Annotated in this window: 20 protein-coding genes, 1 pseudogene and 1 other annotated feature; of the genes and pseudogenes, 14 read left to right on the top strand and 7 right to left on the bottom strand. The window is 49.5% G+C overall.

Features of this window, described 5'->3' with window-relative positions:
- Positions 1-77 precede the first annotated feature (77 nt).
- A complete protein-coding gene (locus tag AC0VZ8_RS24755; protein WP_475484740.1) occupies positions 78-710 on the bottom strand; it encodes a nitroreductase family protein in 633 nt (210 codons plus the stop codon).
- A 178-nt stretch (positions 711-888) separates the two neighbouring features.
- On the opposite strand from AC0VZ8_RS24755, the gene AC0VZ8_RS24750 reads away from it, so the two are divergent.
- On the top strand, positions 889-2,235 hold the full coding sequence (locus AC0VZ8_RS24750) for an aminotransferase-like domain-containing protein (protein ID WP_475484739.1): 1,347 nt from the start codon (positions 889-891) through the stop codon (positions 2,233-2,235).
- Between the two features lie 34 nt (positions 2,236-2,269).
- Positions 2,270-2,644 carry a winged helix-turn-helix transcriptional regulator gene (locus AC0VZ8_RS24745; RefSeq protein ID WP_475484738.1) on the top strand — a complete coding sequence of 125 codons (375 nt, stop codon included), beginning with the start codon at positions 2,270-2,272 and terminating at the stop codon, positions 2,642-2,644.
- Between the two features lie 68 nt (positions 2,645-2,712).
- On the opposite strand, the gene AC0VZ8_RS24740 is transcribed toward AC0VZ8_RS24745, so the two are convergent.
- Both AC0VZ8_RS24740 and mgtE read right to left on the bottom strand, forming a co-directional pair.
- Positions 2,713-3,789 carry an SDR family oxidoreductase gene (locus AC0VZ8_RS24740; protein WP_475484737.1) on the bottom strand — a complete coding sequence of 359 codons (1,077 nt, stop codon included), beginning with the start codon at positions 3,787-3,789 and terminating at the stop codon, positions 2,713-2,715.
- Positions 3,790-4,056: 267 nt separating this feature from the next.
- Complete coding sequence (gene mgtE / locus AC0VZ8_RS24735) at positions 4,057-5,412, bottom strand: magnesium transporter (protein WP_475484736.1); 1,356 nt, start codon at positions 5,410-5,412, stop codon at positions 4,057-4,059.
- 206 nt (positions 5,413-5,618) lie between these two features.
- Here mgtE and AC0VZ8_RS24730 point away from each other — a divergent pair, with 206 nt between their 5' ends.
- Complete coding sequence (locus AC0VZ8_RS24730; RefSeq protein WP_475484735.1) at positions 5,619-6,539, top strand: aldo/keto reductase; 921 nt, start codon at positions 5,619-5,621, stop codon at positions 6,537-6,539.
- Between the two features lie 69 nt (positions 6,540-6,608).
- On the opposite strand, the gene AC0VZ8_RS24725 is transcribed toward AC0VZ8_RS24730, so the two are convergent.
- Positions 6,609-7,592, bottom strand: a complete 984-nt coding sequence (locus tag AC0VZ8_RS24725) for an NAD(P)-dependent oxidoreductase (RefSeq protein WP_475484734.1) — start codon at positions 7,590-7,592, stop codon at positions 6,609-6,611.
- A 185-nt stretch (positions 7,593-7,777) separates the two neighbouring features.
- On the opposite strand from AC0VZ8_RS24725, the gene AC0VZ8_RS24720 reads away from it, so the two are divergent.
- A complete protein-coding gene (locus AC0VZ8_RS24720) occupies positions 7,778-8,734 on the top strand; it encodes a 3'-5' exoribonuclease YhaM family protein (RefSeq protein WP_071223279.1) in 957 nt (318 codons plus the stop codon).
- Between the two features lie 110 nt (positions 8,735-8,844).
- Here the strand turns inward: AC0VZ8_RS24720 and AC0VZ8_RS24715 are convergent, their stop codons facing one another.
- A complete protein-coding gene (locus AC0VZ8_RS24715) occupies positions 8,845-10,308 on the bottom strand; it encodes a sensor histidine kinase (protein ID WP_260068740.1) in 1,464 nt (487 codons plus the stop codon).
- On the bottom strand, positions 10,305-10,994 hold the full coding sequence (locus AC0VZ8_RS24710) for a response regulator transcription factor (RefSeq protein ID WP_260068741.1): 690 nt from the start codon (positions 10,992-10,994) through the stop codon (positions 10,305-10,307). The genes AC0VZ8_RS24715 and AC0VZ8_RS24710 overlap by 4 nt, the downstream gene beginning before the upstream one ends.
- A gap of 352 nt (positions 10,995-11,346) precedes the next feature.
- Here AC0VZ8_RS24710 and AC0VZ8_RS24705 point away from each other — a divergent pair, with 352 nt between their 5' ends.
- From AC0VZ8_RS24705 to AC0VZ8_RS24690, 4 genes are all read left to right on the top strand, one after another.
- Positions 11,347-12,555 (top strand): DUF418 domain-containing protein, encoded by a 1,209-nt coding sequence (locus AC0VZ8_RS24705; RefSeq protein WP_475484733.1) that lies wholly within the window; start codon positions 11,347-11,349, stop codon positions 12,553-12,555.
- 428 nt (positions 12,556-12,983) lie between these two features.
- The gene (locus AC0VZ8_RS24700) at positions 12,984-14,054 is read left to right on the top strand and encodes a bifunctional 3-deoxy-7-phosphoheptulonate synthase/chorismate mutase (RefSeq protein WP_475484732.1); all 1,071 of its coding nucleotides are present in this window, start codon (positions 12,984-12,986) and stop codon (positions 14,052-14,054) included.
- A gap of 80 nt (positions 14,055-14,134) precedes the next feature.
- Positions 14,135-14,366 (top strand) — a binding site (T-box leader).
- Positions 14,367-14,469: 103 nt separating this feature from the next.
- Positions 14,470-16,032 carry a 2-isopropylmalate synthase gene (locus AC0VZ8_RS24695; RefSeq protein WP_475484731.1) on the top strand — a complete coding sequence of 521 codons (1,563 nt, stop codon included), beginning with the start codon at positions 14,470-14,472 and terminating at the stop codon, positions 16,030-16,032.
- Positions 16,033-16,480: 448 nt separating this feature from the next.
- Positions 16,481-17,644 (top strand): MFS transporter, encoded by a 1,164-nt coding sequence (locus tag AC0VZ8_RS24690; RefSeq protein WP_475484730.1) that lies wholly within the window; start codon positions 16,481-16,483, stop codon positions 17,642-17,644.
- A 55-nt stretch (positions 17,645-17,699) separates the two neighbouring features.
- On the opposite strand, the gene AC0VZ8_RS24685 is transcribed toward AC0VZ8_RS24690, so the two are convergent.
- Positions 17,700-18,512, bottom strand: a complete 813-nt coding sequence (locus AC0VZ8_RS24685; protein ID WP_475484729.1) for an SDR family oxidoreductase — start codon at positions 18,510-18,512, stop codon at positions 17,700-17,702.
- A gap of 250 nt (positions 18,513-18,762) precedes the next feature.
- Here AC0VZ8_RS24685 and AC0VZ8_RS24680 point away from each other — a divergent pair.
- The 6 genes and pseudogenes from AC0VZ8_RS24680 to AC0VZ8_RS24655 all read left to right on the top strand — a co-directional run bounded on the left by AC0VZ8_RS24680 (position 18,763) and on the right by AC0VZ8_RS24655 (position 26,186).
- Positions 18,763-20,335, top strand: a pseudogene (locus AC0VZ8_RS24680) (extracellular solute-binding protein).
- 29 nt (positions 20,336-20,364) lie between these two features.
- The gene (locus tag AC0VZ8_RS24675; protein ID WP_475484727.1) at positions 20,365-21,576 is read left to right on the top strand and encodes a glucuronate isomerase; all 1,212 of its coding nucleotides are present in this window, start codon (positions 20,365-20,367) and stop codon (positions 21,574-21,576) included.
- A gap of 45 nt (positions 21,577-21,621) precedes the next feature.
- Positions 21,622-21,924, top strand: a complete 303-nt coding sequence (locus tag AC0VZ8_RS24670) for an ArsR/SmtB family transcription factor (protein WP_071223382.1) — start codon at positions 21,622-21,624, stop codon at positions 21,922-21,924.
- A 149-nt stretch (positions 21,925-22,073) separates the two neighbouring features.
- On the top strand, positions 22,074-23,258 hold the full coding sequence (locus AC0VZ8_RS24665; RefSeq protein ID WP_071223269.1) for an MFS transporter: 1,185 nt from the start codon (positions 22,074-22,076) through the stop codon (positions 23,256-23,258).
- Between the two features lie 204 nt (positions 23,259-23,462).
- On the top strand, positions 23,463-24,506 hold the full coding sequence (locus AC0VZ8_RS24660; protein ID WP_260068749.1) for a LacI family DNA-binding transcriptional regulator: 1,044 nt from the start codon (positions 23,463-23,465) through the stop codon (positions 24,504-24,506).
- Between the two features lie 720 nt (positions 24,507-25,226).
- On the top strand, positions 25,227-26,186 hold the full coding sequence (locus AC0VZ8_RS24655) for an ABC transporter permease (RefSeq protein WP_475484726.1): 960 nt from the start codon (positions 25,227-25,229) through the stop codon (positions 26,184-26,186).
- The last annotated feature ends 9 nt before the right edge of the window (positions 26,187-26,195 follow it).

The raw sequence follows: 26,195 nt of genomic DNA, 5'->3' as shown, positions 1-26,195 counted from the left end.
ATCAGACGTGTTCCTCTCCAAAAACCTAATAAAATTAGGTTTTTCACCTAAAAATATTAGATCTTTTTGGATTGCCATTAGAAGTGATTCCAAAAGACCGTCTCTTCTAGGGGTAAACGGGTTGAAGGATGAGCCGGTACGGACTTCTTACCGATCGCAACCAGCATAACGGGAATCAAATGGCGCGGAACCCCGAATGCTTCAATAAAGAGGCTTGAGTTGTATCCGCCCATCGGGCATGAATCAAGACCGCGCGCCTTAGCAGCCAGCATGAGCTGCATGGCGGCCATGGAGGCGCTCCGTATCGCTTCTTCCCGGACAAGTTCAGGCGCATTGGTGTAGGAATTCATTATTTGCCGGACCAGATTCGTTTTGACCTCCTCTGGCATGAATCCTGCCTGAACCGCTTGGTCATATATCGCTTCAGCATGTTGATGGGCCTGCAGGTTTCCCAATACCGCGATGATAGCGGAGGCTTCAACGATTTGCTTTTGTCCATATGCGATGGGTAACAGTTTGTCTTTGGTGACCTTGTCTGTAATGGCAAGATACGTCCAATGCTGCAGATTCCAGGCGGAAGGTGCGGTACTCGCAATCTCTAGCATTTCTTTAATCTCTTCATGGCTGAGGTTGTGTTGGGGGTCAAAATGTTTTACCGCTTGACGTTCACGTACGGTAGTTAAAAAATCGGCATGCGAAATGGATGGCATATGAATCAGCTCCCTATCGTAGTTATCTTCATTCTTAAGGCCGGGAAGGTGTTCCCAACGCAGCGAACGGTTACTTGAATATAGGATAATGATGTGTTCGAAACCAATCCCTATTTTGACAACTGTACCGATACAGTGGTGAGATCCTGTATAATAAGAGTCGCGAGGGGGCGGGATCATGAAAAAATATTTATCCATTCTTACCGATATGGAATCGAAAATTCAGGAAGGCCAATATCGTTCAGGACAGAAGCTGCCTTCCGTTCGAAGTGCGGCACAATCCTACGGGTGCAGCATTAGTACGGTGATTCGTGCTTATACTGAGCTTGAGAAACGGCACGCCATTTATTCGGTTTCGCAAAGCGGTTATTATGTAGTCCAGAAAGATGGGGATTCGAATAACATGGATAAGAGTTTGATTGATTTTGCCTCGGCTTCTCCGGACGTGAACGTATTCCCGTATCTGGATTTTCAGCATTGCCTGAACAAGGCGATTGATACCTATAAATATGAGCTGTTTACCTATGGTGATCCGCAAGGAATGGAGAAACTGCGCCGCACCCTGGTCTCCCATTTGGCAGGAGCTCAAGTGTTCACCTCCGCGGAGAGGATTATGATTACGGCAGGCGCCCAGCAGGCGCTTGAGATTTTGACAAAAATGCCGTTTCCCGGCGGAAAGTCCGTCATTCTGGTCGAACAGCCCAGCTACAATAATTATTTGCAGCTGTTGGAGAGTGAAGGAGTGCCCGTTATCGGAATCACCCGCACTGCAGCGGGGATTGACCTGCAGGCTCTGGAGGAGCAATTTCGATCCGGACATATTAAATTTTTCTATACGATGTCGAGATACCATAATCCGCTGGGCAACTCCTACAGCGCAGAGCAGAGAAAGGCCATTGCTAATCTGGCGGCGAAATATGACGTTTATATCGTGGAAGACGATTATATGGCTGATCTAGGCGAGGAACGGGGATATGATCCCATCTATGCCTACAACCGAACATCGCATGTGGTGTATTTGAAGAGCTTCTCGAAGATTATTTTCCCCGGTTTACGCCTGGGAGCCGTCGTCCTGCCGGAACGTTTGCTCGATACGTTCCGCGCTTTTAAAAGTTATGGGGATACGTCGCTGCTGTCCCAAGCGGCGCTTGAAATTTATATTAGCAACGGAATGTATGAACGGCATAAACAGAAGATTTACAGCCAGTATGAAACTCGAATGCAAGCCCTGAATGCGGCTGTGCAGCGATACGAGGGAGCCGGATGGATTGAAGCCGTACCTGGCGACGGCGGCATATATAAGCTGTTTAAGCTGCCGCAGACCGTTAACCTGGAGCGGTTGATCAGGCGGCTGAAAGAGCGGAACATTCATGTGGTGTCCGGCAAGCTGTTTTATCTATCTGACAACCTTATGCGCGAGAAGTTTATACGTATCAGCATTTCCAGAGCACGATTGGATCAGATTGAGGAAGGGGTTCGTGTTATAGTGGAAGAAGTAAAGCGGGAGGTCGGAAGTCACTGGTAATGCCATATCGTGGAACGAAGGAGCGAGGCTTTTCATGGAGTATAAGGAAAAAGTGTACAACACCGCGGTCGAAGCTACGCTTGAGGTCATTGGCGGAAAGTGGAAACCTGTCATTCTCTTTCATCTTACTTTCGGTAAAAGACGAAATAGCGAATTTTTAAGCCTGATTCCCCAGATCACGCAAAAAATGCTGACACAGCATCTGCGGGAGCTGGAGGAGGAGGGCATTATCGTACGAAAAACGTACAATCAGGTTCCACCCAAGGTGGAGTATGAACTGAGCGAGTATGGCTGGAGCTTGAAGGAAATTCTCCATTTAATGTGCCGATGGGGCGATATTCATATCGAGCGAAAATATGGCGAGTCCGCAACCGTTCTGGAAAAACCGGTGCTTGAGGAAACGCATTAACATGCAGGAAAAGAGCCGGCTATACACCCGTATAGCCGGCTCTACTTGTGCTATTCGAAAACAGAAACTTATGGAATGACCTTACGCCGCCGGAGCTCGTCAAAGATATTCATGAACATGGCCTCCGTATCGACATACTCATGAAATCCGAAGCGGCGGGCCTTCGAACCGTCTGCAAAGAAATCGTAATCCCATGAGAACACAAAATCACCGAACTTCCAGGAGGAAACCTCTTGATACGTGTGATCCGCAAGTCCATGCTTCTCAACCATACGATTCCAGACCGGCTCTTTATCTGCCATGACAACTTCCAGATTCATCTGTAGAGGCGGTGCGGTTTCCATCTCAAAATACTGCGCAATCTTCGGCCATAACTCGTTCCAACGGAACAGGTCCCCATTCGTGATGTTGAATGCTTGATTGGCGCATCGTTCATCGGTTGCGGCCCATACTGTAGCCTTCGCGAGCAGATCGGCATCGGTCATCTCCAGCAGGCTGTGATAGGCCCCCGGCTTACCTGGAAAACGCAGAGGTATGCCGAGCTCTTTCGAAATCGAGGCATAGACGGCAATGACCATCGCCAGATTCATCGGATTTCCAAGGGCGAAGCCGCTGACTACGGATGGACGCAAGGCTGACCAGGTCCAGGTTTTGCCTTGCTGCCGCTCCTCAAGAAAGTTCTGCTGATCGATATTGAATTCTGGCGGCATATGGTTTGCATCCGTCTCCCGTGCTGGCGTTTTGAATGGACCGAGATGAGCACCGTATACCTTGTAGCCCTGCATTAGGCTGACATGCTGCAGGTTGGCAGCAATGGGCTCAATAGCTTCCACAACATGAACGAGCATTGCCAGATTCGGGGCAACGAGCTCGGCCCAAGTTGGCCGGTCCTGATAGGCGGCATAGAAGATGTGAGTTACTTCCGATAAGTGACTTAATTTGGCGACCGTATCCTCGCGATCAAGTAAATCGGCCGATAGATAGCTTATACGTTTCGTGGATTCGCCGCCTCGGCGCGATACGCCGACGATATTCCAATCGGGAAGCGTCGCAAGGTATTCGATGAGGTTGCGGCCGATCACCCCGTTGGCCCCTACAACCAATGCCGTCTTTTGCGAATGATGTGAACGTTGATCTGTATTCATATATTCATCTCCTAACGTCTTGTTCTTGATTAATGTCATTTTGCACGTTAGGGTTCGGCTTGAGAAGTACGCACTTTGAAGTGACCTAGTCACTTTTTGGTAATGTTTAAGTAAGGCAACCCTTTTTTGCTAAGGAAATATGATAAACTCACCATATAATTAGGACAACAACGTGCAACCTGTATGCTTATATCAAAAGCGGCATAATGCGGCTAGGTGCACACACGATTTGGCCCGTAAACCAAAAAAGAAGTAGCTCATGCTCGGCTAAATGTAAGAAAGAAACAGGGTGGCGATACCAAAGTAGATGACAAGCGACAGGATATCGTTAATGGTTGTAATCAGTGGACCGGAGGCCACAGCCGGATCGATCTTGAATTTGAACAGAATGAGGGGGATGATGGTGCCGGCCATCGTGCCCACGATGAGTGTTGCAATCAGCGAGCTTCCGACCACAAGCCCCAGATAAAGATTGCCCTGCCAGAAGTAGGCGATCAAGGATATCAGGATCCCGCATGTGACCCCGATCATCAAGCCGACCTTCAGTTCTCTCGCTAACAGCCGGTACACCAGCGACTTGGTCATTTCTTTCGTAGTCAGGCCGCGTACAATAACAGCTAGCGACTGCGTGCCGGTGTTGCCGGTCATTCCGGCAATCATGGGCATGAAGAAGGCCAGCGCCACAACCTGTGCCAGCGTCTCTTCAAATCGGGAAATGATCGTTCCCGAGATCAGACCGATGAATAAGAGCAGGACCAGCCAAGGTAATCTTCGAAAGGCGGCAACGGTTGCTTTGGTGTTGAAGTCAATGGATTTGCCCCCGGTGGCGTTCATTTTCCGAATGTCCTCATCGGCTTCCTTGATGACGACGTCGAGAATATCGTCAACCGTAATGATGCCTACAAGTTTGTTATCGTGTTCAACGACGGGGATGGCGACCAAATCGTATTTTTGGATCATCTGCGCGACTTCCTCCTGATCGGCATCCACAGGTACGGACAGTACCCGGCTGTGCATGATATCGACCATATATTCATCCGGTTCGGCCAAGATAAGACCACGGTAGGACACCACGCCCATCAGCTTCTTGTCTTGGTCAATGACGTACAGATAGTTGATCGTTTCGGAAATGGAGACGTAGGTTTTCAGCTTCTGGACGACCTCTGATACGGTGTAATGCTGGGGAATCCACACATAACGATTGGTCATGATTCGTCCCGCAGTTTCCGCCGGGTATTTCATCAGGTTCAGGACAAATTGGGATTCCTCGTCCCGCATTCCCTTGAGGAATTCGTCTTTCTGCTCAGGCGACAGCTCATCAAGCAGAATGGCGAGGTCGTCGTTATCCATCAAGTCCAGGATGATGGCTGTTTTTTCTTTGCCCAGCTTGCCCAAAACTTCGATCTGCTGGTCATGCTCCATTTCCTGAATCATATCGGCCAGCTGTTCCTCGTTCAGAAACTGCAGAAATCGGGTTTGGTCCGTATCGCTGAGGTGGCTATGTATTCTGGCCAGGTCATAAGGAAGAAATTCATCGATCATTCGCTGAAAGTCATTGGGTGTTTTTGCTTTCAGACTCTCTATAATGTCCGGCATCCATTGCTCCAGTGTCCGGGTATTCACGCCGACAATCCTCCTTTCTGATTCCGTTCTATGATAACGAAATGATTACATATTATAGGGTTCACCATAACGACTTATTATTAAACAATCCGAGTGGATGAAAATAAGGGTGATGGACGAGAAAAAAGAGACCACAGCATGAGTTGCAAACGGTTGCAATATCACATAAGATATAGGCGCAGAAATCTAAGAGTAGGGGTGAGTATATGAAATACAGACGTCTTGGAAAAACCGATCTGAAAGTATCGGTAGTCGGTGTGGGAACCTGGCAGTTTGGCGGTGATTGGGGGAAGGATTTCAACCAAAAGGAAGTCGACGCCATCTTAACGCATGCGAAGGAGCTCGGCGTTAATCTGCTCGATACAGCCGAATGTTATGGTCCTCATCATATGTCTGAGAATTTCATCGGTGATTTCTTGTCGCGCGACCGCCGCGAGGATTGGGTCATTGCCTCGAAGTTTGGTCATCGATGGCATGAGCAATGGGAGAACGCTTGGGATGCGAAGCAGATCCGAATTCAGCTGGAAGAGTCACTTAAAGCGCTCCGTACCGATTACATCGACCTGTATCAATTCCATTCCGGCTCGGATGAAGTGTTCAACAATGATGACATGTGGACGATGCTGGACAAGCAGGTTCAGGCGGGAACGATCCGCAATCTGGGCATATCTATCGGAAGCAACAGAAATATCTATCAAACCAACAAGGCTGCGGAGGTGAATGCCAAAGCCATTCAGGTCGTGTATAACCGTCTGGACCAAGCTCCGGAGGAAGAGGTCCTCCCTTCATGTTTGAAGCAGGATCTTGGCGTATTGGCGCGAGTTCCGCTTGCGAGCGGGTACTTAAGCGGAAAGTACAAGCCGGGAACGGTGTTCAGCGACAATGTGCGCAAGAATCGTGACCAGGACGAGATCAATGCCAAGCTGAAGCTTGTGGAAGAGATCAAGCAGAACGAAGTGCCGGAGGGCGTGAATATGGCCGAGTGGGCCCTGGCCTGGTGCTTAAAGCATCCGGCTGTCAGCTGTGTCATTCCCGGCTGCAAGAGCGTGGAGCAGGTGGAGACGAATGCGAGAGCCGTTGAGCTGGATCTGGTCCAAGACGATCATCCGGGAGCGTGGAAACCTTAGTACAGCCCAGACTCGAGTGCAAATTGGGCTATGTTAGAAAAAGCACCTGTAGAGGTGCTTTTTCTTGTATCATCCACATCCGGCCTGCAAACCGGCAACCATCCGCTTTGCAGGCCGGAATCGAAATTTAGAAATGACTCGTAGAAGCACGGATGGCTCAATGACATGATCCGCGGGCTTCATGAACGTTTCAATCAGACTGGTAAAGCTGTCTCCGCCACGGCCGTTGGCCAACCCCCGTTTAAAGATCTCCAGCACGGCTTCTGGCAGTGAAGTGTCAATTCCTGCGTCATGTGTGGTATGGACGATATGCTCAACGCTGGCAGCGCCCATGGCAAGCCGATCCACGTCACCCGGATATTCTCCTACATCGATGCGCGGCGTATAGAACTCGATGAATTGCGGCAGCGATGCCATCGTGCTGATCGCATGAGACTTCAATTGCTCGGCTGTGATGCCGTTAGCTTTGCCTACTGCAACAGCGTGCAAATAACTGAGCATCCCCGTCCAGAACATATCCATTCCGATCTGATAATATAGCGCGGCGAGCCCAGGATCTTCACCCCGATAATCCGTGCTCGTCAGCACTTCAAGCAACTCCTTTTGTGACTCGAAGACATCCAAGGGTCCGCTGTAAAAGGTGAACGACTCCGGCTTGCCGATTCCCGACGGAGGAACCTGCACACCGCCTGTGAGATGCGAAGCGCCATGTCCGGCCAGCCATTTGGCTGCTTCCCGGGCTTTCTCCGGGGTATCCGAGCTTAGATTAACGAATACCTTGCCCGCGAGAATGTCGGAGTCGTTTTCAAGAATAGCGTACATCGCATTGTAATCCGTAAGACTGAGAATGACTACCTCGCTTGCATTCAAGGCTTCCTTGACTGTGGACGCTCTGATCGCTCCCTGATCAATAAGCTCATTGGCTTTACTGGCTGTGCGATTCCACAATGTGACCTCGTAACCGTGATTCAGTAACGTGCGTGCCATGGCTTGACCCATCGGTCCCAGGCCTATGATCGTCACTGATGATTGACTTTGCGTATTGTTTTTCATTTTGAATTATAGCTCCTCTCAATAAGTCTAACCCCATGCTAAACGATGACACTGGTGTCAAAGTCAACAGCTGAAGTTTGGCTAATGATTCTGTGATTTTGCAGAGCGAATATTCCAGTGTAATAGACTCATTGCACGGGACTTTGTTATAGTTAACTTAACGGGATTTTTTGGGGAGGAACCAGATGAAACCTATTAATAAACTTAGCGTTCAAGATGATTTTGTTGGATTTTACTTGCTGAAGGAATTAAATATGAGACAGACCAACGGCACGCCTCCGAAAGATTATTTTGACATTATTCTCTCGGATGCGAGCGGCCAGATCTCGGCCAAATACTGGGATGTGACCATTCAGGATAAAGAAACGTTCCTGCCGATGCAATTAGTCAAAATCCGGGGAACCGTGCTGAGCTACCGGGATCAGCCTCAAGTCAAAATCAGCCGAATCCGTAAAGCAACGGATGAGGACGGCGTTTCCTTAACCGATTTTGTAAGGGCTGCGCCAATCCGTCCCGTGGATCTGCTACACACGATCAAACTTACGATGAATGAGATTACGGAACCGCAGGTACGAAGCATTGTGCAGTATTGTGTGTCGAAGGTGGAAGAGAAGCTGATGCATTATCCGGCTGCCAAAACCTATCATCATGCCTATTTTGCCGGACTTGCCTATCATATTGTCCGCATGCTGGAGATTGGCGATTTCATCTGCAAGCAGCGGCCGTTTCTGAATCCGGACTTAATTAGGGCGGGCATTATCCTTCATGATATCGCAAAGCCGGAAGAGATGATCGCTCAGATGGGCATTGTTACGGACTACAGCAATCAGGGAAAATTGATCGGACATATCGCCCTGGCATCCAATTGGATCGTGGAAGCGGCCATACAGAACGACATCGCGCTGGATTCCGAAGTGGTACTGGGACTACAGCATCTCGTACTTTCCCACCATAACCTGGGAGAGTGGGGGAGCCCGGTTCAGCCGCAGACGGCTGAAGCCGTCGCGCTGCATCATATCGATCTGCTGGATGCCAAGCTGCAGATGGTAGAGGATGCCCTGGATACGACACTTGAAACGGAGCCGTGGACACCGATGATCCGCGGACTCGACAATAAGGCGATTTATCGACTGAAGGTATAAGGATTGCTTGAATACGACTAAGAAAAGAGAGTGCCTTTCATACAATGAGTTGAGGCATGCTTCGATCCATTGGATCATGGAGGATGCCTCTTCGTTATGCTTGGAAAAGTTTAGGGTTCTTGGCTCGATATCGGTATGGTAAAGCGCACCGTCGCCCCGCGAGGCGGGGTGTTCTCGGCAGAAATATGCCCTCCATGATGCTGAATGAGAAGTTTGGCGATATACAGCCCCAAACCGGAATGGCCTTTTTGTCTGGAGGATTGATGATCCCCTTGATAAAACTGCTTAAATACCTGCTGCAGATCCTGCTGCTGCCCAAAGCCTGCTCCATTATCCGTAACAGCCATCATCACCTGCTCCTCGGTGATTTCGATCCGCCATAGAATCTGTCCGGCTTCAGGAGTATATCGAATGCTGTTCGAAACGAGATTATCCAGTACCTGCATGATGCGATAGGGATCCAAGAGGACGGGCTTTTTGTTCAATCGATTATCGTTGATCTCTGTATGGAAGGTTATGTTGTGATTGCCGCATAAAGCGGCATATTCCATGGTTTTATCATCTGCCAGTTCTTCAAGATCCACGGGAAGCGGCTGAAGCCGAAAAGAGACCTTCTCAATTTCCGCGATGGTGTTCATATCCTGAAGGAGCTTCGAAGCACGTGTCGTGTTGCGTTTGATGACTTGCAGATATTGCGATCGTTTGGCTTCGTACGATTCCCCGTTCATCTGCTCCAAGCCCTCAACATGTCCTTGAATAATCGTAAGCGGTGTTCGAAGATCGTGAGCGAGAGCCGCAAACATGGTGCTTCTATCCTGCTCCAATCTCCATTCCCGCTCGATGGATTGCTCCAGCTCTTGACGCATGTCCTCAAAAGCATGTGTAAGCCGGTTAACTTCCGTTATTGACGATGTCCCTGTCATCGAAAAGTGTAAATTTCGCTCTTTAATCTGCTCGGCTCCTTGCAGAAGCCGCTGCAGCGGAGTGCTGATCTGTCGGCTGAATCGCCTTCCGAATATTAGCGTGAACAAGATGATGTACAGAAAAGGCGTCAGAACAAAGATGAGGGACCCGATGGTTACCAAGGGATTCAGCTCCGGATTGGATGCCGTCACCTTCAGGTTATATCCAAGCAGAAGAGCCCCTGCAAGATTTCCGTCACTGGAGACAACCGGAGTGTATTTCACGACTTGATTCATGCTTCTATGCGTCTGGTTCAAGCGTGCCAGTATTTTCTGCCGGCTAAGTGATTCGTTGAGAGGAAGATCACCATATAGGGGTTCGCCAGTAAGGGACACTACCAGGTAGGACATGCCCTGCGAGGGAATCACCTTTTCCAGTTCGGCTTGTCCCTGCTTGCTCATGACAGAATCGCCCCGGGCTTCGGCGTACTCCGAAATTACAGGGATCTGAGCTTCATAATGATTGGCCGGGAACGCGATGTCATGGTTGAACAAGTATCCAAGCAGCATCGCGAGCAGTCCCCAGGTTACAAGCGTAGCCAGCAAGCTGCAGGCCAGGATCGACGCGAAATGGCGGGCGAACGTGTTTTTGATGGAACGCTGTTTCATCATTTGGGATCCCACTTGTAGCCAATGCCCCATACGGTTTGAATATAGCTGCGGTCCTGTGCGTGGGCGGCCAGCTTGGCCCGTATTTTCTTAATATGCTCGGTGATGGTAGAGTCGTCCCCTTCAGCGTCAAATCCCCATAACTTCTCGTAAATCTGCTCTCTGGAAAAGACCTGCCCCTGATGCATCGCCAGCAGTTCTAAGATCTGATACTCCTTATTCGTAAGAGCGAGGTTGTGCCCGTTGCAGGTAACGGCATGTCCCTTGCAATCGATCGTCAGGGCTGGGAAGCGCAGGAAACCCTGTTCTTTGTGGGTGCGGATTCTCTGTTCTCGCCGCAGATGGGCATGGATACGGGCTTTTAATTCAGCAAGGCTAAAGGGCTTGAGCAAATAATCGTCCCCGCCGGCAGCCAGCCCTCGAATTCGGTCCACTTCACTTTGGCATGCACTCAAGAACACAATGGGACACTGCGTCCTTTCCCTAAGCTGCTCGCATACCGCAATGCCGTTCATATCAGGCATCATTACATCGAGTATGATCAGGGACGGCTGCTGTTTGCTCTGGATTAACGCCTCCTGTCCACTTCCGGCAGTCAGTACGTGATAGCCTTCAAGCTCCAGCGCGTCTTGTATAAAAGAGATGATTTCTTCTTCATCATCCACTAATAGGATCGTTTCGTTTGCCATATCTATTACATCCTCCGAGAACTAGCTATTTAAAAAGGTCTATCTAGTTAGTGTACACGTCATTTCTAAAGAATGAATAAAGAAAATCTAACGACTTAAAGTTAGTAGCAGTATCCATACTTCAACGGAGCAGGCGGAATCGTTCTGGAGAAGCGGAAGCGGTCGCCTTTGCCCCCGGATTTCAACCATTCTTAAATGCATAGATAGGAATCTGGGGGCAACAGCGATCGGAAGAATGATCCGCATGCGCAGTGATGCTTAAGCTGCTGTATACTTACAGGTCAATTTGAGTATCTTTATCCTTTCTTTATGATTGTACCTTAACCTGAAGGCACAATGATAAGGAGGTACGATGATGGCAACGAATTCACAGCCAAGAATAAGGCTCATTGACAGCTTGAGGGGATTTGCACTATTAGGCATTTTTTTGGTGAACATTACGTTTTTTACGACATCGCTGCAAACCATTTCGTTCGGGGTTGAATTATGGTCAGGCTGGTACAATGAAGTCCTGATGCTGCTGCGCGGAATTGTAGTTGACGGCAAATTCATATTGATTTTCTCTTTCCTGTTTGGTTTTGGCATGGTGATGTTACAGGAGAGCAGTCAGGCAAAAGGACGAAGCTTTAACCGCATCTATACTCGAAGGTTGACGGCTTTGCTTCTAGTCGGTCTGATCCATGGAATTCTGATTTGGTACGGAGACGTTCTGACCCACTATGCACTCATGGGTTTTCTGCTGATGCTGTTTCAACGCTGCAAGCCGAGAACGCTGCTGGTCTGGTCGCTATCCCTGCTGCTGCTCGTTCCCGTCCTGCTGACGGGAGCAAGTCTGCTGAGCCCTTCGGCTGGCCAGGTCTTTGAGCCGTTTAGCCAAGCGGATGCGCATCAGATAGGAATCTATTTCCAGGAGCGGGATGCAGCCATATACGGAGAGGGGACGACGGCCCAGATCATCGCTCAGCGGCTGAATGATTACATCGGCTCCATTTTGAATATGGTGGTCTTCTACCCCCAAGTATTAGGGATGTTCCTGATGGGTGCCTACTTCTGCAAGCGTCGTATTTTGCATGAGGTCCAGAAGAACCGGAAAGGGATCGTCCGATTGGTGGTCATTGGAAGTAGTTTGGGTCTTGTCCTTCAACTCGTGATGTCGCTGGCGGATGGACTTCCATCCTGGGGCGAGGCGGTCGTTTTATTCGTTGGGGCACCACTCTTGACCCTGGGCTATATCGGTGCGCTTGCACTTTTATACCAGAATAAAACGTGGCAAAAGGTGCTGGATTTATTTTCTTATCCCGGAAAAATGGCCTTCACCAACTATTTGCTTCAATCGATCCTTTGCGGATTGATCTTTTACAGCTACGGATTGGGGTGGTATGGAAAGATCGAACCGATCTGGCAGATGGTGATGGTTGTCGTCATTTTTGCTCTGCAAGCAGCCTTCAGCAGGGTCTGGTTGAAGCGGCTTCCGATGGGACCATTCGAATATATCTGGCGCCTGTTTACGTATTGGGGAAATCCCGTGCAACAAGGGCAGAAGGTGAATGTTCGTCACTGACATGAAGCACGCTCTATTAAACTTCACTGCATCAAAGCACCCAAGCTTTAAATAAAACTCTTGCAATTTTAATTCGGGGTGTAATACAATGCTTCTTAATTAACCAACACGATATGTTATAACAAGCGATGATGGAAAGAGTAAGCGAAAGAACGTTCCTGACAGGAAAGGGCAGCCACCGACTGAGAGCGCCCGGGCGAAGGTTCTCCGCTGAAGTTCATTCCGGAGCTGGTATGCTGATAATCTGCATGTTGCGTGCAGAGGGGTAGGCTTACCCGTAACCCTTGCGTTAAGAGGTTCAAGTGAGATGTGTTTGCTTTTTTTTGGCATATCTAATAAGGGTGGTACCACGACTCCTCGTCCCTTTTCGGGCGGGGGGTCTTTTTGTTTTTATAAACCAGAAAAAAAAGGTGAGGGAGAGATTTCAGATGAGTCAAGGACGTTTGGAACAATTAAGATCGGAGCTCGATTCCGTTAATCTTCAACTGCTGGAGCTGTTGTCGGAGCGGGCACGAATTGCCCAGGAGATCGGTCAGGAGAAGCAAAAGCAGGGAGTTCCTGATTTTGATCCGGTACGCGAGAAAAAAATGCTGGATACTCTGGTGGAGCATAACCAAGGTCCTTTCGATAATGAAACGGTGCGTCATTTATTTAAACAGATTTTCCAGGCATCCTTGAAGCTGCAGCAAGTCGATCACAAGAAGCATTTGCTGGTGAGCCGGAAGAAGAAGCAGGAAGATACACTGATTCAGCTGGGCTATACGGTGATTGGCGGCGGCACGCCGGTAATGATCGCAGGGCCATGCTCCGTTGAGAGTTATGAGCAAGTACGCCAGGTTGCGGCTGCCCTTAAGGAAGCGGGCATAACCGTCATGCGCGGCGGCGCGTTCAAACCGAGAACATCGCCTTACGATTTTCAGGGCCTGGGCATTGAGGGCCTGAAAATTCTGAAGGAAGTGGCGTCCGAGTTCGGCCTTAAGACGATCAGCGAAATTGTGGATCCTGCGCATATCGAGCTTGCGTGCGAATACATTGACGTCATTCAGATCGGTGCGCGGAACATGCAGAACTTTGAGCTGTTAAAAGCGGCGGGGGATGTTCGGACGCCGGTGCTGTTGAAACGCGGACTTGCGGCTACGATCGATGAGTTCGTGCACGCTGCGGAATACATCGTGTCCCGCGGCAATATGCATGTGATGCTGATTGAACGCGGCATTCGGACGTACGAGAAGGCGACGAGAAACACCCTGGACATCTCGGCGGTACCGATTCTGAAACAGGAAACGCATCTTCCGGTGCTGGTGGACGTGACGCATTCCACGGGCCGTAAGGACATCCTGGCCCCTTGTGCCAGAGCGGCTCTCGCTGCAGGTGCGGACGGCGTGATGGTAGAGGTTCATCCCGATCCGGCTACGGCGTTGTCCGATGCGGCGCAGCAGCTGAATATTCCGGAATTCCATGATTTCCTAGCGAATGTGAAGAAGTCCGGATTGCTGTAAAAAAGCATTCTTTTGCTTCTGGAAGATAAAGGGTTGACAAAACGCTTCTCTTTCCTTAAGATAGTTATCAAAATTCATATCGAAATGTTTTGATTAGAAATAGTAAAAGCGAAATGACTTTTCAGAGAGCCGTTGGCAGGTGTGAAACGGTAATGTCGTTCCCTTTGAACTCGTCTATGAACAGCTGCCTGATATCATGTAGGGTTAGCCGGAGTTCCACCGTTACAGGGATAGATGGTGATGGCCATCGAAGAAGATCATTTTGCATAAAATGAATTAGAGTGGTACCGCGGGTTCAACCCCGCCTCTATACGTAGAGGCGGGGTTTTTTTGTTGGTTAAATTCCGGGTTTAACCAACCCCGCTTGATATAAATGAATGAAAATGGACGATCGATGATCGAGGAGGAATATCAAATGGAACGCAATATTATCGTATTGGACACAACCTTGCGCGACGGAGAGCAGGTTCCGGGCGCCAAACTGAACGTACAGCAAAAAATCGAGTTTGCGCAGCAGCTAAAGCGGCTGAACGTCGATATTATCGAGGCTGGTTTTCCCGCGTCTTCGGCAGGGGATTTTCAAGCGGTTCAGGAAATCGCCCGAACCGTAGGCGATAGCGTCTCCATTACTGCGCTTGCACGCGCGGTGAAGGGCGATATCGATGCCGTATATGAGAGCATAAAGCTTGCGCAAAATCCGCTGATTCATATCGTGCTTGGCACCTCGAACATTCATGTGGAGAAGAAATTCAACCGCTCCAAGGATGCGGTGCTCCAGATGGGCGTTGATGCGGTGAAGTACGCCAAAACACTGCTGCCTCATGTCCAGTATTCGACGGAGGATGCATCCAGGTCCGATTTTGAATATCTGTGGTCAACGATCGAAGCCGTCGTGAAGGCCGGAGCAACGATGATTAACGTACCGGATACGGTCGGTTATGCGGTTCCGGATGAGTTCGGCGAATTGATTCGCAAAATCAATGAACGCCTGAAGAATCTGAACGACCAGGTTATTCTCAGCGTTCACTGTCATAACGATCTCGGGCTTGCTACGGCGAACACGCTCAGCGCAGTGAGAAATGGTGCCCAGAAAGTAGAATGCACGATCAATGGTTTAGGGGAGCGCGCAGGCAATACATCGCTGGAAGAAGTGGTCATGGGACTCAAAGTCCGGGAGAATCACTTTAAGGCCTCCACCAATATCCGGCTCAAGGAGCTGATTAGAACCTCCCGGCTGCTGACGCATTTGACGGGCCTGGATGTGCAGGTGAACAAGGCGATTACGGGTGAGAATGCATTCGCGCACTCATCCGGCATTCACCAGGACGGCCTGCTGAAGGATAAACAGGTTTATGAGATTATGTCGCCGGAGGATGTCGGCGCTGACAGTATGGAGCTGATCCTGACGGCGCGGTCCGGAAGGCATGCGTTCAAGAATGCGGTGGAGAAGCTGGGCTTCGAGACAGGCGAAGGCGAAGATTTTGAAGCGTTGTTCGCGAAATTCCTGCAGCTGGCCGATGCCAAGAAGGAAGTATATGACCATGACGTTTTTTATCTGGTGACCCAGCACCGTACCCATGAAGAAGTCAGCAGTCATCTGTATGAGCTGGATTCGTTCCAGGTCGTGACCAATGATCTGTATCCGACGGCAACCGTGAAGCTGAGAAAAGGCAGCGAGACGTTCAGGGACAGCATGGTGGGGGATGGCCCGATCGATGCGCTGTACAGCGCCATGAAAGCGTTGGTCGGTTTGGACGTACAGTTGAAGGATTACAAAATCAATAGTCTGTCCAGGGGAAAAGAAGCCATCGGCCGGGTGAATATCCGAATCGAATATCAAGGCAAAACCTATTCCGGGCGCGCGATGGATACGGATATCATTAAGGCAAGCGCGTTGGCTTTTCTTAACGGGATTAACGCGGTATTGCTTGATGCCGGCCAGGATGTGCAGGTGCAAGCGCCGGTGGATGCACGATAATTCATGTTATGAGACGGTTGCGTTCACCAAAGGCCAAGTCATAACGGTAACGTAAAGCTGGTGCGGAGGGTGGATACCTCACGTCTACTTCTAATGTAGAGGTGGGGTATGCTGCCGCCCGTAACAGATGAATTTTAAAAGCATACTTATTGACCGATCGTTACAAAATATATATAATGAGCTGGAAACTATAGGAGAGAGGAGCCGATGATGGTGCGAAGATCATGGAGGGATACGTCCTTGCAGCGAAATGGCATGTTCATTCATGCCGAAATGTAGAGTGGGCGAGGTGTTTTATTTTTTTTGTATAGTTTTGTACTATCCGGTAAAATAGTTGGTTGTACGCGAAGTTAGCATCTTATTCGAGCGCTTACGGGATTCATTGATCCTATTTTTGTACCGATGATTACAGAAGTTTTGAAATAATAAAAGACAGGAGTGGTTTCTTTTGCCTTTATCGATTTATATATTAGGACTTATGATTTTCTCGATGACAACCTCCGAGTTTATGGTAGCAGGCATTATGCCTTCGCTTTCGGCAGAATTCGGCGTTTCGGTTGCAGCCATCGGATATCTCATTACCGCTTATGCCGCCGGCATGATTATAGGAGGACCGCTGCTGACGGTAGGGCTGTTGAAGGTGCCGCGCAAACAGGCCTTTATGATATTGGCTGCCATTTTTCTTGTCGGTCAGACGCTCGGCGCTGTCGCGACCACATATGAAGTGATGATGGCTGCCAGGGTGATCACGGGTATCTCCTCTGCAGCGGCGTTTGGCGTCTCGCTTGCGATTAGCTTTTCCCTCGTCGGTCCGGAATCGCGTGGAAGGGCGGCGTCGATCGTCCTCGGCGGTTTAATGGTTGCAACGGCGATCGGACTTCCGCTGGCGATGTGGATCGAGCAGCTATTTGGCTGGCGTGCCAGCTTCTGGGCTGTTGTGGTTCTGGTATTGGCATCGGGCTTGGTGGGGCTGTTTACGATCCCATCCTTGCCCAGAACGGAATCGGCCGGCATTCGTGGAGAGTTTGTCGCCTTCAAGAATCGCCATCTATGGGCTGCATATGCCACAAGCATGCTGATTATCGGAGCTACCTTTGCCGCATTCAGTTATTTCTCGCCGATCTTAACCGATCTTACCGGCTTTGGCGCTCAGGCGGTTCCGATCCTGCTTGGCGTTTACGGTGTGGCAACGGTGCTTGGCAACATGGTCACCGGCAGACTGGCGGATCATTATATGATGCAGATCCTTACGATTGGGTTGGTCGCTCTAGCGGCGGCTTTAGTGGTATTCGGACTGTTTGTGCACAGCCAGGTGATCGCTATGATTGCGGTTGTGATCGTAGGTTTAGCGGGTGTGCCCATGAACCCGGCCATGGCGACCCGGGTCACCCGGGTTGCCGATACGGGGTCGCTTGTTACGACGGTGCATGGGTCCGTGATCAGCCTTGGCGTTGTCGTTGGTTCCTCCGTTGGAGGGATGGCGATGGATGCGGGATTTGGCTTGGCATCGCCTCTGTGGGTAGGGGCGTTCTTGGCTGTTCTCGGTTTGCTGTCCTTACTGCCAGCCGTGCGAGGTAGGGGGATAGCACAGCCTCTGTCTTCCGAACTATGACGGATTACCTGAAACCACCAGCTCCGAATAAAAGGGAGCTGGTGGTTTCTATTTTTCAGCTGAACTGCTGCGTGATCCCCGCCATAAACTCCTCCTCCGAGGCTTTGCTTCGCAAATCCATCAAGAAATGAGCATCTGCTCCGGATAAATAGCGGAAACGGGAGGATGTATCTGTAGCCGCTTCGTAAATGGTTTCCGCAATTAACTCCGGTGTGGAGACGTTGGTTTCAAAGCTGGCCATTTGTTTTTGCAGCACCGTTTCTGAATAGGTTGCATAAGCATTCAGCGAAGGGTCTGACAGCAGGTCCAATGAACGTCCGGTAAAGTCTGTTGCAACGTTTCCGGGCTCTACAACTTTCACCTTAATATTTTGTGCAACCAGCTCATAGAACAAGGACTCCGAGAACCCTTCGATGGCCCACTTGCTCGCATGGTACAAGGACAGAAGAGGAAAGGCTACTCTGCCGCCAACGGATGAAACATTGATGATCGTTCCCTCGCCGTTCATTCTGAAATGGGGGAGTATAGCCTGGGTTGTCTGGAGGACACCAAATACGTTGACATCAAACTGTTTTCTTACCTGTTCATCGGTTGCGGCTTCAAATGCGCCAATGGCTGCGTAGCCTGCATTGTTCAGCAGCACATCGATTTTACCGAATTGCCGAATCCCTTCAGCGATGGATGTTTCGATGGTTTCCTTACGTACAACATCCAGTTTTGTGACCAGCATACGCTCTCGCTGAATGAAATCCATTTCCTTCTCAGGCGAACGCATGGTTGCGATGACGTTCCATCCTCGCTCCCAAAAATACTGTGCGGTTCCTCTTCCGATTCCTGAGGATGTCCCTGTAATTAAAATGGTCTTCATGGTCTTATTCCTCCTCTATTCTCACTTGCAAGGAGAGTATATAACGAACCCTGAACAAAGTAAACTAATTTTATTAAATTAGTAAATTAAATATAATTCAAATGGTTATTAAGCACCATGTCTCCTTGAACGGCCAGCATAGGAAAACACATGCGATCAGAAGAAAGTACATGTTAATGCAAGGGAATTGGATGTTATCATGAAAGCGCTTTAGATTTTCAGGTGAGAATTATGGAAGGAAGCGATATGGATGAGAAGAAAATGGAGTTTGGTTTTGATGAGTGCGCTAATCGCCGTAATGGCGGTCGGCTGTAATGGTGCCAAGGAAGCGGATGGAGGAACCTCCGGTTCATCAAGCGCTGCCGCTGATGGCAAGCTGTCTTTCACGATGTCCATGGCAACCAGCGGAAACAAACATTGCCGAGCGTTCGAAGGATGTAAATGAAGAGAGATGGGTGAAGGAGCTTGAGAAGCTGACCAATACGGATATTGAACTGACGATGCTTCCGCTGAAGGACTTCGATAGCAAAATGACTTTAATGTTTGCCTCCAATGATATTCCTGACGTCGTTCAGAACGTGGGAGGGGCTACAAGCAAGGGAATGTCCGGTTCCGTAGAAGCAGGCGTATTTATGCCGCTTGACGATTTGCTGAAGGAGCATGCTCCGAACTTGATGAAGAGTGTGCCGAAGGAAGCCTGGCAGGAGACAAGCTATGACGGCAAAATTTACGGAATACCGGCATGGCTGTCCAACCCGTCCCGGAGAGGGCTGTATATCCGGACCGATCTGCTGGAGAAGACAGGGCTTCCTGCTCCAAAGACGGTGGATGAATTTTTGGACGTGATGCGTGCGATGAAAAAGGAAGGCGTGGAGTTCCCGTATCAAATGCGGGAGAACTTTAAATATGCGGACACGATTCTGGGAGCGTTCGACGTGCTGCCATCACAGTACGAACTCCAGAACGGGGAGGTCGTTCCCAAGTTCTTCGATGTGGAAAATATGACGAAGGCGCTTGAGACCTATAAGACCATGTACGATGAAGGTCTGATTCCTAAGGATTTTGCGACCCTGACCTCGAGTGATTATGGCAAAAACATTGAGAGCGGTAAATCCGGCATGTGGTCAGCCAATGCCCAGCTTCTCTCAGGATTCCGCGGTAAGCTGAAAAATGCCGTGCCAGACGCCAAGGTCGATATCATTGCTTCGCCGCGCGGTCCGGAGAACACAGGAGGCCATCTGCTGTATTCAAGCATCAATACATCCTACTATATTAACAGCAAGGTATCAGAAGAGAAGGCCATCGGCATTATCAAGTTTTTTGACTGGATGCTGACGCCGGAGGCAGAGACATATTTCTCGTTCGGCATTGAAGGCGAAACGTTCACCCGGGAAAACGGCGCGATCAAGTTTACGCCTCCATCCACGCCGGAAGCGATGGATGAAGACGGTTTCCGCAGCATGTTCTGGTTCGTCCACGATATGGTATACAACAAGGCAAAGGAAGAGCTTACCGAGGACGGACAGGATATGATCAAGTTCATGGATACGGTGGTCTTCAAGGAAGGTCTAGGGTCGATCCGCTTCTCCCCGGCATTGGACGCTTACTCCAAATATTCGGATACCGCGCCGCAAGGCGATGACGTGGGGCCAAAGCTCGTTCTTGATCATATGATCAAGATGATTTATGGCAGAGAGCCGATCTCGGATTGGCCGAAAGTGATTGAGGAATACAAGAAGAAGGGCGGCCTTGAGATCATTAAGGAAGCCACGGACCGTTACAACGAAGGGAAGGGCATTGTCGTCTCGGAAAACCGGAAATAACCGATTCATGAAGAGAAGGAGATGTTCATATGAGCTTGCATGATATGAGCGGCAAACAAGCCGTATTCTTCGAGCGAATCATGGGGCTGCCGGTCTTCGATACCCATACTCACCTTATCGGTGACCGGCTCGGTGCAAGGGACTTTTGGGAAATCGCCCATTACTTCTGGTTTTACCGAGAGCTCCAAGCTGGGGGATACCCGGATGAAGCGGATAAATTACCGGAGGCGGAGCGAATTGCCGCTTTTCTAAAAGCCTATCAATCAACGAGAAGCACGCTGATGAACTGGGTATTCACCTCGATTATGCGTGAATTATACGGAGTCACCATCAAGGATGAACATTCGGTGCGGGAAGCTATGGCTCGCGTACGGCACGCATCCGCCGAAGAGGGCTGGGCACAGCAAACGGCAGACCGGATGAATATCCGCCGGTTTGTCGTGAATCATCCGGAGCATGCAACGTTTCAAGGCATGCGGGATGATGCTGTATTGATCCCCCGGATTGACGGAGTGCTGAGTTCATGGGTTGACCGCATCGTGCAATCTAATGATCCTGCCAGGACTTTACTTGATGTGAGAGGCGAGATTGATCTGCTGCTTGACGGATTTCGCGAAGCCGGCCTCCCGGGCATCATGACAACGCTGCCGCGGTATGAGTCGAGTTCGCACATCCGTAAGGAGATTGGGCCGGCAAGCGGGCGAGACGACATTCTGATGGAGCTGCTGCACGTCATATGTGGTGCTGCGGATCGGAATGGCCTGCTCGTTCAACTGTTTCTCGGAGTAGAGAGATCATGGTGCAGCACAGCGTTCCCTGCTAATGATACAGAGCGGATTCTTAAGCTGACGGCTTTGTTTGAGTCGTACCGATGTGAATTTGAGCTTGTGCTTGCATCGGAGCTGAACAACCTCGATGCCGTGCAGGCGGCCTGGAATTTCCCGAACGTTCATGTCGGCGGCATGTGGTGGTTCAACTTCCGGGCGAGCACCTACCGGGACAGCATGCAGTACCGTCTGGAGGCACTCCCGGCAAGCAAGAGCTCGATTATCGTCTCGGATGCCCGATGCATGGAATGGAGTTACGGCAAGATTTTGCTTGTGAAGAAGCTGGCTGCCGAGTTTCTGTGGGAGCGGGTCCTATCTGGCTGGATCGACGAAGAGACGGCGCTGGATACGGCAAACGAATGGTTCTACGCGAGTGCCGTGAAACGCTATGGCATTCGTACGGAGGATCAGTAAGGGAAATGGGTTGACATATCGATAAATCCCGATATAATGATACGTATGAAACCAATCGAAGTTTTTAAAGCGCTGTCCAATGAATCAAGGCTTGAAATATTGCAGTGGCTCAAGGAACCGGAACAACATTTTACACCCCACGAAGGGATTGATATGAGGAAAGTCGGGGTATGCGTAACCCAGGTGACCGAGAAATTGAATATGACGCAGTCCACCGCATCGCAATATTTATCGATTCTGCATCGGGCGGGTTTGATCAAGACGGAGCGGCTTGGGAAATTTACGTATTATACGCGGGATGAAGAGGCTATCCGGGAAATTGGAGAGTATTTAAAGCAGGAGATTTAGAGCAGGTACTGAATGATTCCTTCAGAAAAAAGGAATATTCAGTCTTGTCTCGCACTACACATCTAGATATTGCGATATGTCTTTTTATTGGTTTAACATATCGACAAATCGTGATATATAAATATTATTAAAGGAGTGGAAATACAATCATGACGGGTGCTTGGAAAATTTATTTTTTGGCGATCGTTAGTTTTTTAGTAGGAACATCGGAGTATATTATATCGGGAGTTTTGGATAAAATTGCGGATTCGTTAGGAATTACGATAACCGCAGCCGGTCAGCTGATCACGATTTTCTCATTGGTCTATGCGATCTTGACCCCCGTTCTTATGGCACTGACCGCTAGAATGGAGAGACGGAAGCTGTTGGTTTATTCATTGGGTATTTTTGTGATCGCGAATCTATTGTCGTTTGCCCTTCCGGGGTATATTCCGTTTGTAATTGCGCGCGTTATTATGGCGATGGGCGCAGGAATGGTCGTTGTAACTGCACTCGGGATTGCCGCCAAAATCGCGCCGCCGGGTAAACAGGCGAGTTCGATCGCTACGGTTGTCATGGGCTTCACGGCTTCCCTGATTATCGGCGTCCCTCTCGGCCGTGTCGTAGCTGCTGATTTTGGATGGAAATCAGTGTTCGGTTTCATTGCCATTCTGGGGGTTGTTTCCATGATCGTGCTGTATAAGGCGATTCCCCACACCAAAGGAGATGCTCCCGTACCGCTGCTCCAGCAATTCGCGCTGCTCAAAAAGCCTAAAGTGGCACTCGGTTTGGCGATCACCTTCTTCTGGCTGGGCGGGTATTCTATTGCCTATACGTACCTGTCTCCTTACCTTCTTCATGTTAGCGGTCTGAACGAAGGTCTGATTAGTGCGGCGCTGTTTGCCTTTGGCATTGCCAGCCTTATTGGCTCCAAGTTCGGCGGATTCAGTACGGATCGATGGGGAGTGCCGCTTACATTAACAGGGGGCATGATTCTGCATATTCTCGCGTTAATCGTTCTGACTTTTACTCAAGCAGCCGTATCGGCCATCCCCGTATTTGCAATTCTTGTTATATGGTCGTTATCCGCCTGGTCTTCCGGTCCGACACAGCAGTATAATCTCGTCCAGCTGGAGCCGAATTCATCGGGGGTCATGCTAGGCCTGAACCAATCCGTGATGCAGCTCGCCATGGCTGCTGGCGCAGGCATCGGAGGATTTGCCGTTGAGCAATGGTCCTTGTCATCCATCACCTGGATCGGTGCCGGGGGCGTTGCCATAGCCATGGTAGTGTCGTTTGTACTTTTCCGTTTAGGAAAGCGGGAGAGCATGGGGCGCGCGCCATTGGAAGCTTAATGAATAACCACTGATGACGCAGTGCTGTTGGATAGCTTAAAATGCACCATTTCATACTTTCGTAAACGAAAGAATCCATGAGACATCTCCTTTCTTCTCAGCGATCAGAGTCATCAATTTGACGCCCCAAAACCAGAAAGTTTATGCTATGATCAATGGATGGCGGAAAATTTGGTTCCAAATTTTGCGAAGGAGGAGATGCGATTGGCTAAGCTCAAAGATATTGCCGAACGGGTCGGGGTATCCATATCTACGGTTTCGCGTGCCATCAGCAATGATGCAAGCCGTCCGGTCAGCGAGGATACCAAGCAGAAAATCCGGCAGGCGGCGCTTGATCTTGGTTATAAACTGCCAGAGTCATCCCAAAGGGTACATGATAACGGCATAGCCGATAAGCGGGTTGTCTGCGTCGTTCCCCAAAACCTGATGGACGACCACCCGTATTTCTCAACGGTTCTTGCCGGTTTCCATAAAAAAATGGAGGAGCTCGGACAGCCCCCGGCGATCGTTCGTACATGCGAGGAAGTCGCCGATGCGGACAAAATACGCCTCATGCTGAGGGAGACAGGAGCTCAGGGGATTGTAGCCGTCAGTTGGTATGACAAGGAGCTGTTTGAACTGATACAGCAGGCCGGCGTTGCCATCATGGGAGTGAGTTTGAATGATGAGCGGCTGACCGTACCGGTTGTAGACTGTGACCGGATTTCATCCGCGAGGGCAGCCGTAAGCCACCTGATTGACCAGGGACACACGCGAATCGCCTATATCGGGGGGCCTGCGTATTCCAAGCAGATGGAGAGCGAAGAACGGTATGTTGGATATAAATTCGCTATGCTGGAAGCCAACCTGGAGGTGCGCGAGGAGTGGCTGATGAATACCGGATGGAATGTGGATCGAAGCTTCAGCAAGCTGTCCGAGCTGCTCGGAGGCCTTCCCAAAGAGCAATGGCCAACGGCTGTTTTTTGTGCCAGCGACATGCTGGCCATTCCGGCGATGCGTGCCGTTGTCGAGAATCAAGGCAGAATCCCGGAAGATATCGCGATCGTGGGGATGGATAACATTGATGTGGCCCAGTATACAACGCCCCCGTTAAGCTCTGTCTCCGTGCCGAAGTACGAAATCGGCAGGGTAGCTGCCAAATCAATCGTGGATTATTTGGACGGGCATTTCAAGGTGGCAACCAAAATATTGCTGCCATGCTCATTGATTGTTCGGGAGTCTTCAAGTTTCACCAGAACATACATTTAACTAACATATTGTGTGTGATTAGTTAACATAAAATATGAAATAAAGGTTATTGAACAGCTGTCGGGTTGAAATCCGATAGCTGTTTTTTGTGGTTTTTCATCCAAACATTGAGGTTTTTGGGCCAAAATAGTCCAAAAAAGTATTTGACAATGCCATATTGCTATATTATCATGAGTGAAAATCAACCAAATGTTTGGAATGATGTTTCTGGGCTTGGTAACTGCTAAACGATTCTTCGCATAACTTCACTCTAGTCATCGATTTCGTTTTCATACCTTGTATTATAAAGGTTTTGATAATAGAGAGAATTCCTCCCATTCATGAAACAGGCCCTTCGCATGGTGCCTTTTATGTACCAGTATGGGTCCAAATTTAGTCCGTAATTATCCAAAAACATATCCAAAAACACTCCGAGAAAATAAAATAACACCCGCCTGCTCGGGTCTTATTTATAAATTGATTTGGCGTTACTATACCTAACATATAGTGAGCTGGAATAACCTTATTCGACAATCGGATAGCTTGAGGCGGTGGTAGCTTAGTCATATGACGGATTGCATAGCAAAGGAGGGAAATCATAAACGAGTACTTTTCAAGCTCGATGCATGTAAAGGAACTGATCCGCTGGTTGAGCGGATACCCATGTTTTAATGGCAAGTCAGAATCGCTTTGCTGGTGAAACGAGGTTAATCCAATCCCATACATACGAGGTGATGCTCATTGGCTAATACGCCCCTGCACTCCGCAGCAACCGTGGTTCCCGAAACGAAACGTAAGCGCTTACTGTGGAATCGCGTCTTACGCAATTGGCAGCTTTATGCCCTGATTTCACCAGTCATCGCCTATTACATCCTGTTCCAGTATGTTCCGATGTACGGCATCCAGATCGCCTTTAAGGATTTTATAGCAACGCAGGGGATATGGGGCAGTCCGTGGGTCGGCTTTGAGCACTTCGATCGCTTTTTCAACAGTTATTATTTCTGGCGCCTGATCAAGAACACGCTGGGCATCGGTTTATACAGTCTTGCCGTCGGTTTTCCGATCCCGATTATTCTGGCTTTGCTCATGAACGAGGTTCGGGCTGAACGGTTCAAGAAATTCGTGCAGACCATCACATATGCGCCTCACTTTCTCTCTACCGTGGTTGTTGTCGGGATGATGATGATTTTTCTGTCGCCCCGTTACGGCATCATCAATCATTTTATTGAAATGTTCGGCGGTCAGCCGATCAATTTCATGACTGAACCCTCTTGGTTTAAATCTCTTTACGTTCTGTCGGATGTATGGCAGACCATGGGCTGGAGCTCCATTATTTATTTGGCTGCCCTTGCCGGCATTGACAACCAGCTGCACGAAGCGGCTCGCGTCGATGGTGCAACCAGGCTTCAGCGCATATGGCATATTAACATCCCTGGCATCATGCCAACGATCATCATTCTCTTGATCCTCAATATGGGCAGCATTATGGGTATCGGGTTCGAAAAGGTGCTTCTGATGCAAAACAACCTGAATATGGAGAGCTCCGACATTATAGCCACCTACGTCTACCGAATGGGAATCCAGAATGCCGAGTACAGTTTCTCCGCTGCCATCGGATTGTTCAATTCCATCATCAATTTTATCCTGCTGGTAGTCGTGAACTTTATTTCGAAGCGCGTGAGCGAGACCAGCCTTTGGTAAAGAGGGGAG

The sequence above is a fragment of the Paenibacillus sp. QJM3NY_38 genome (assembly GCF_056173265.1).
Note: the sequence above shows the minus strand (reverse complement) of the source record. Positions and strands in the feature narration are given on the sequence as shown.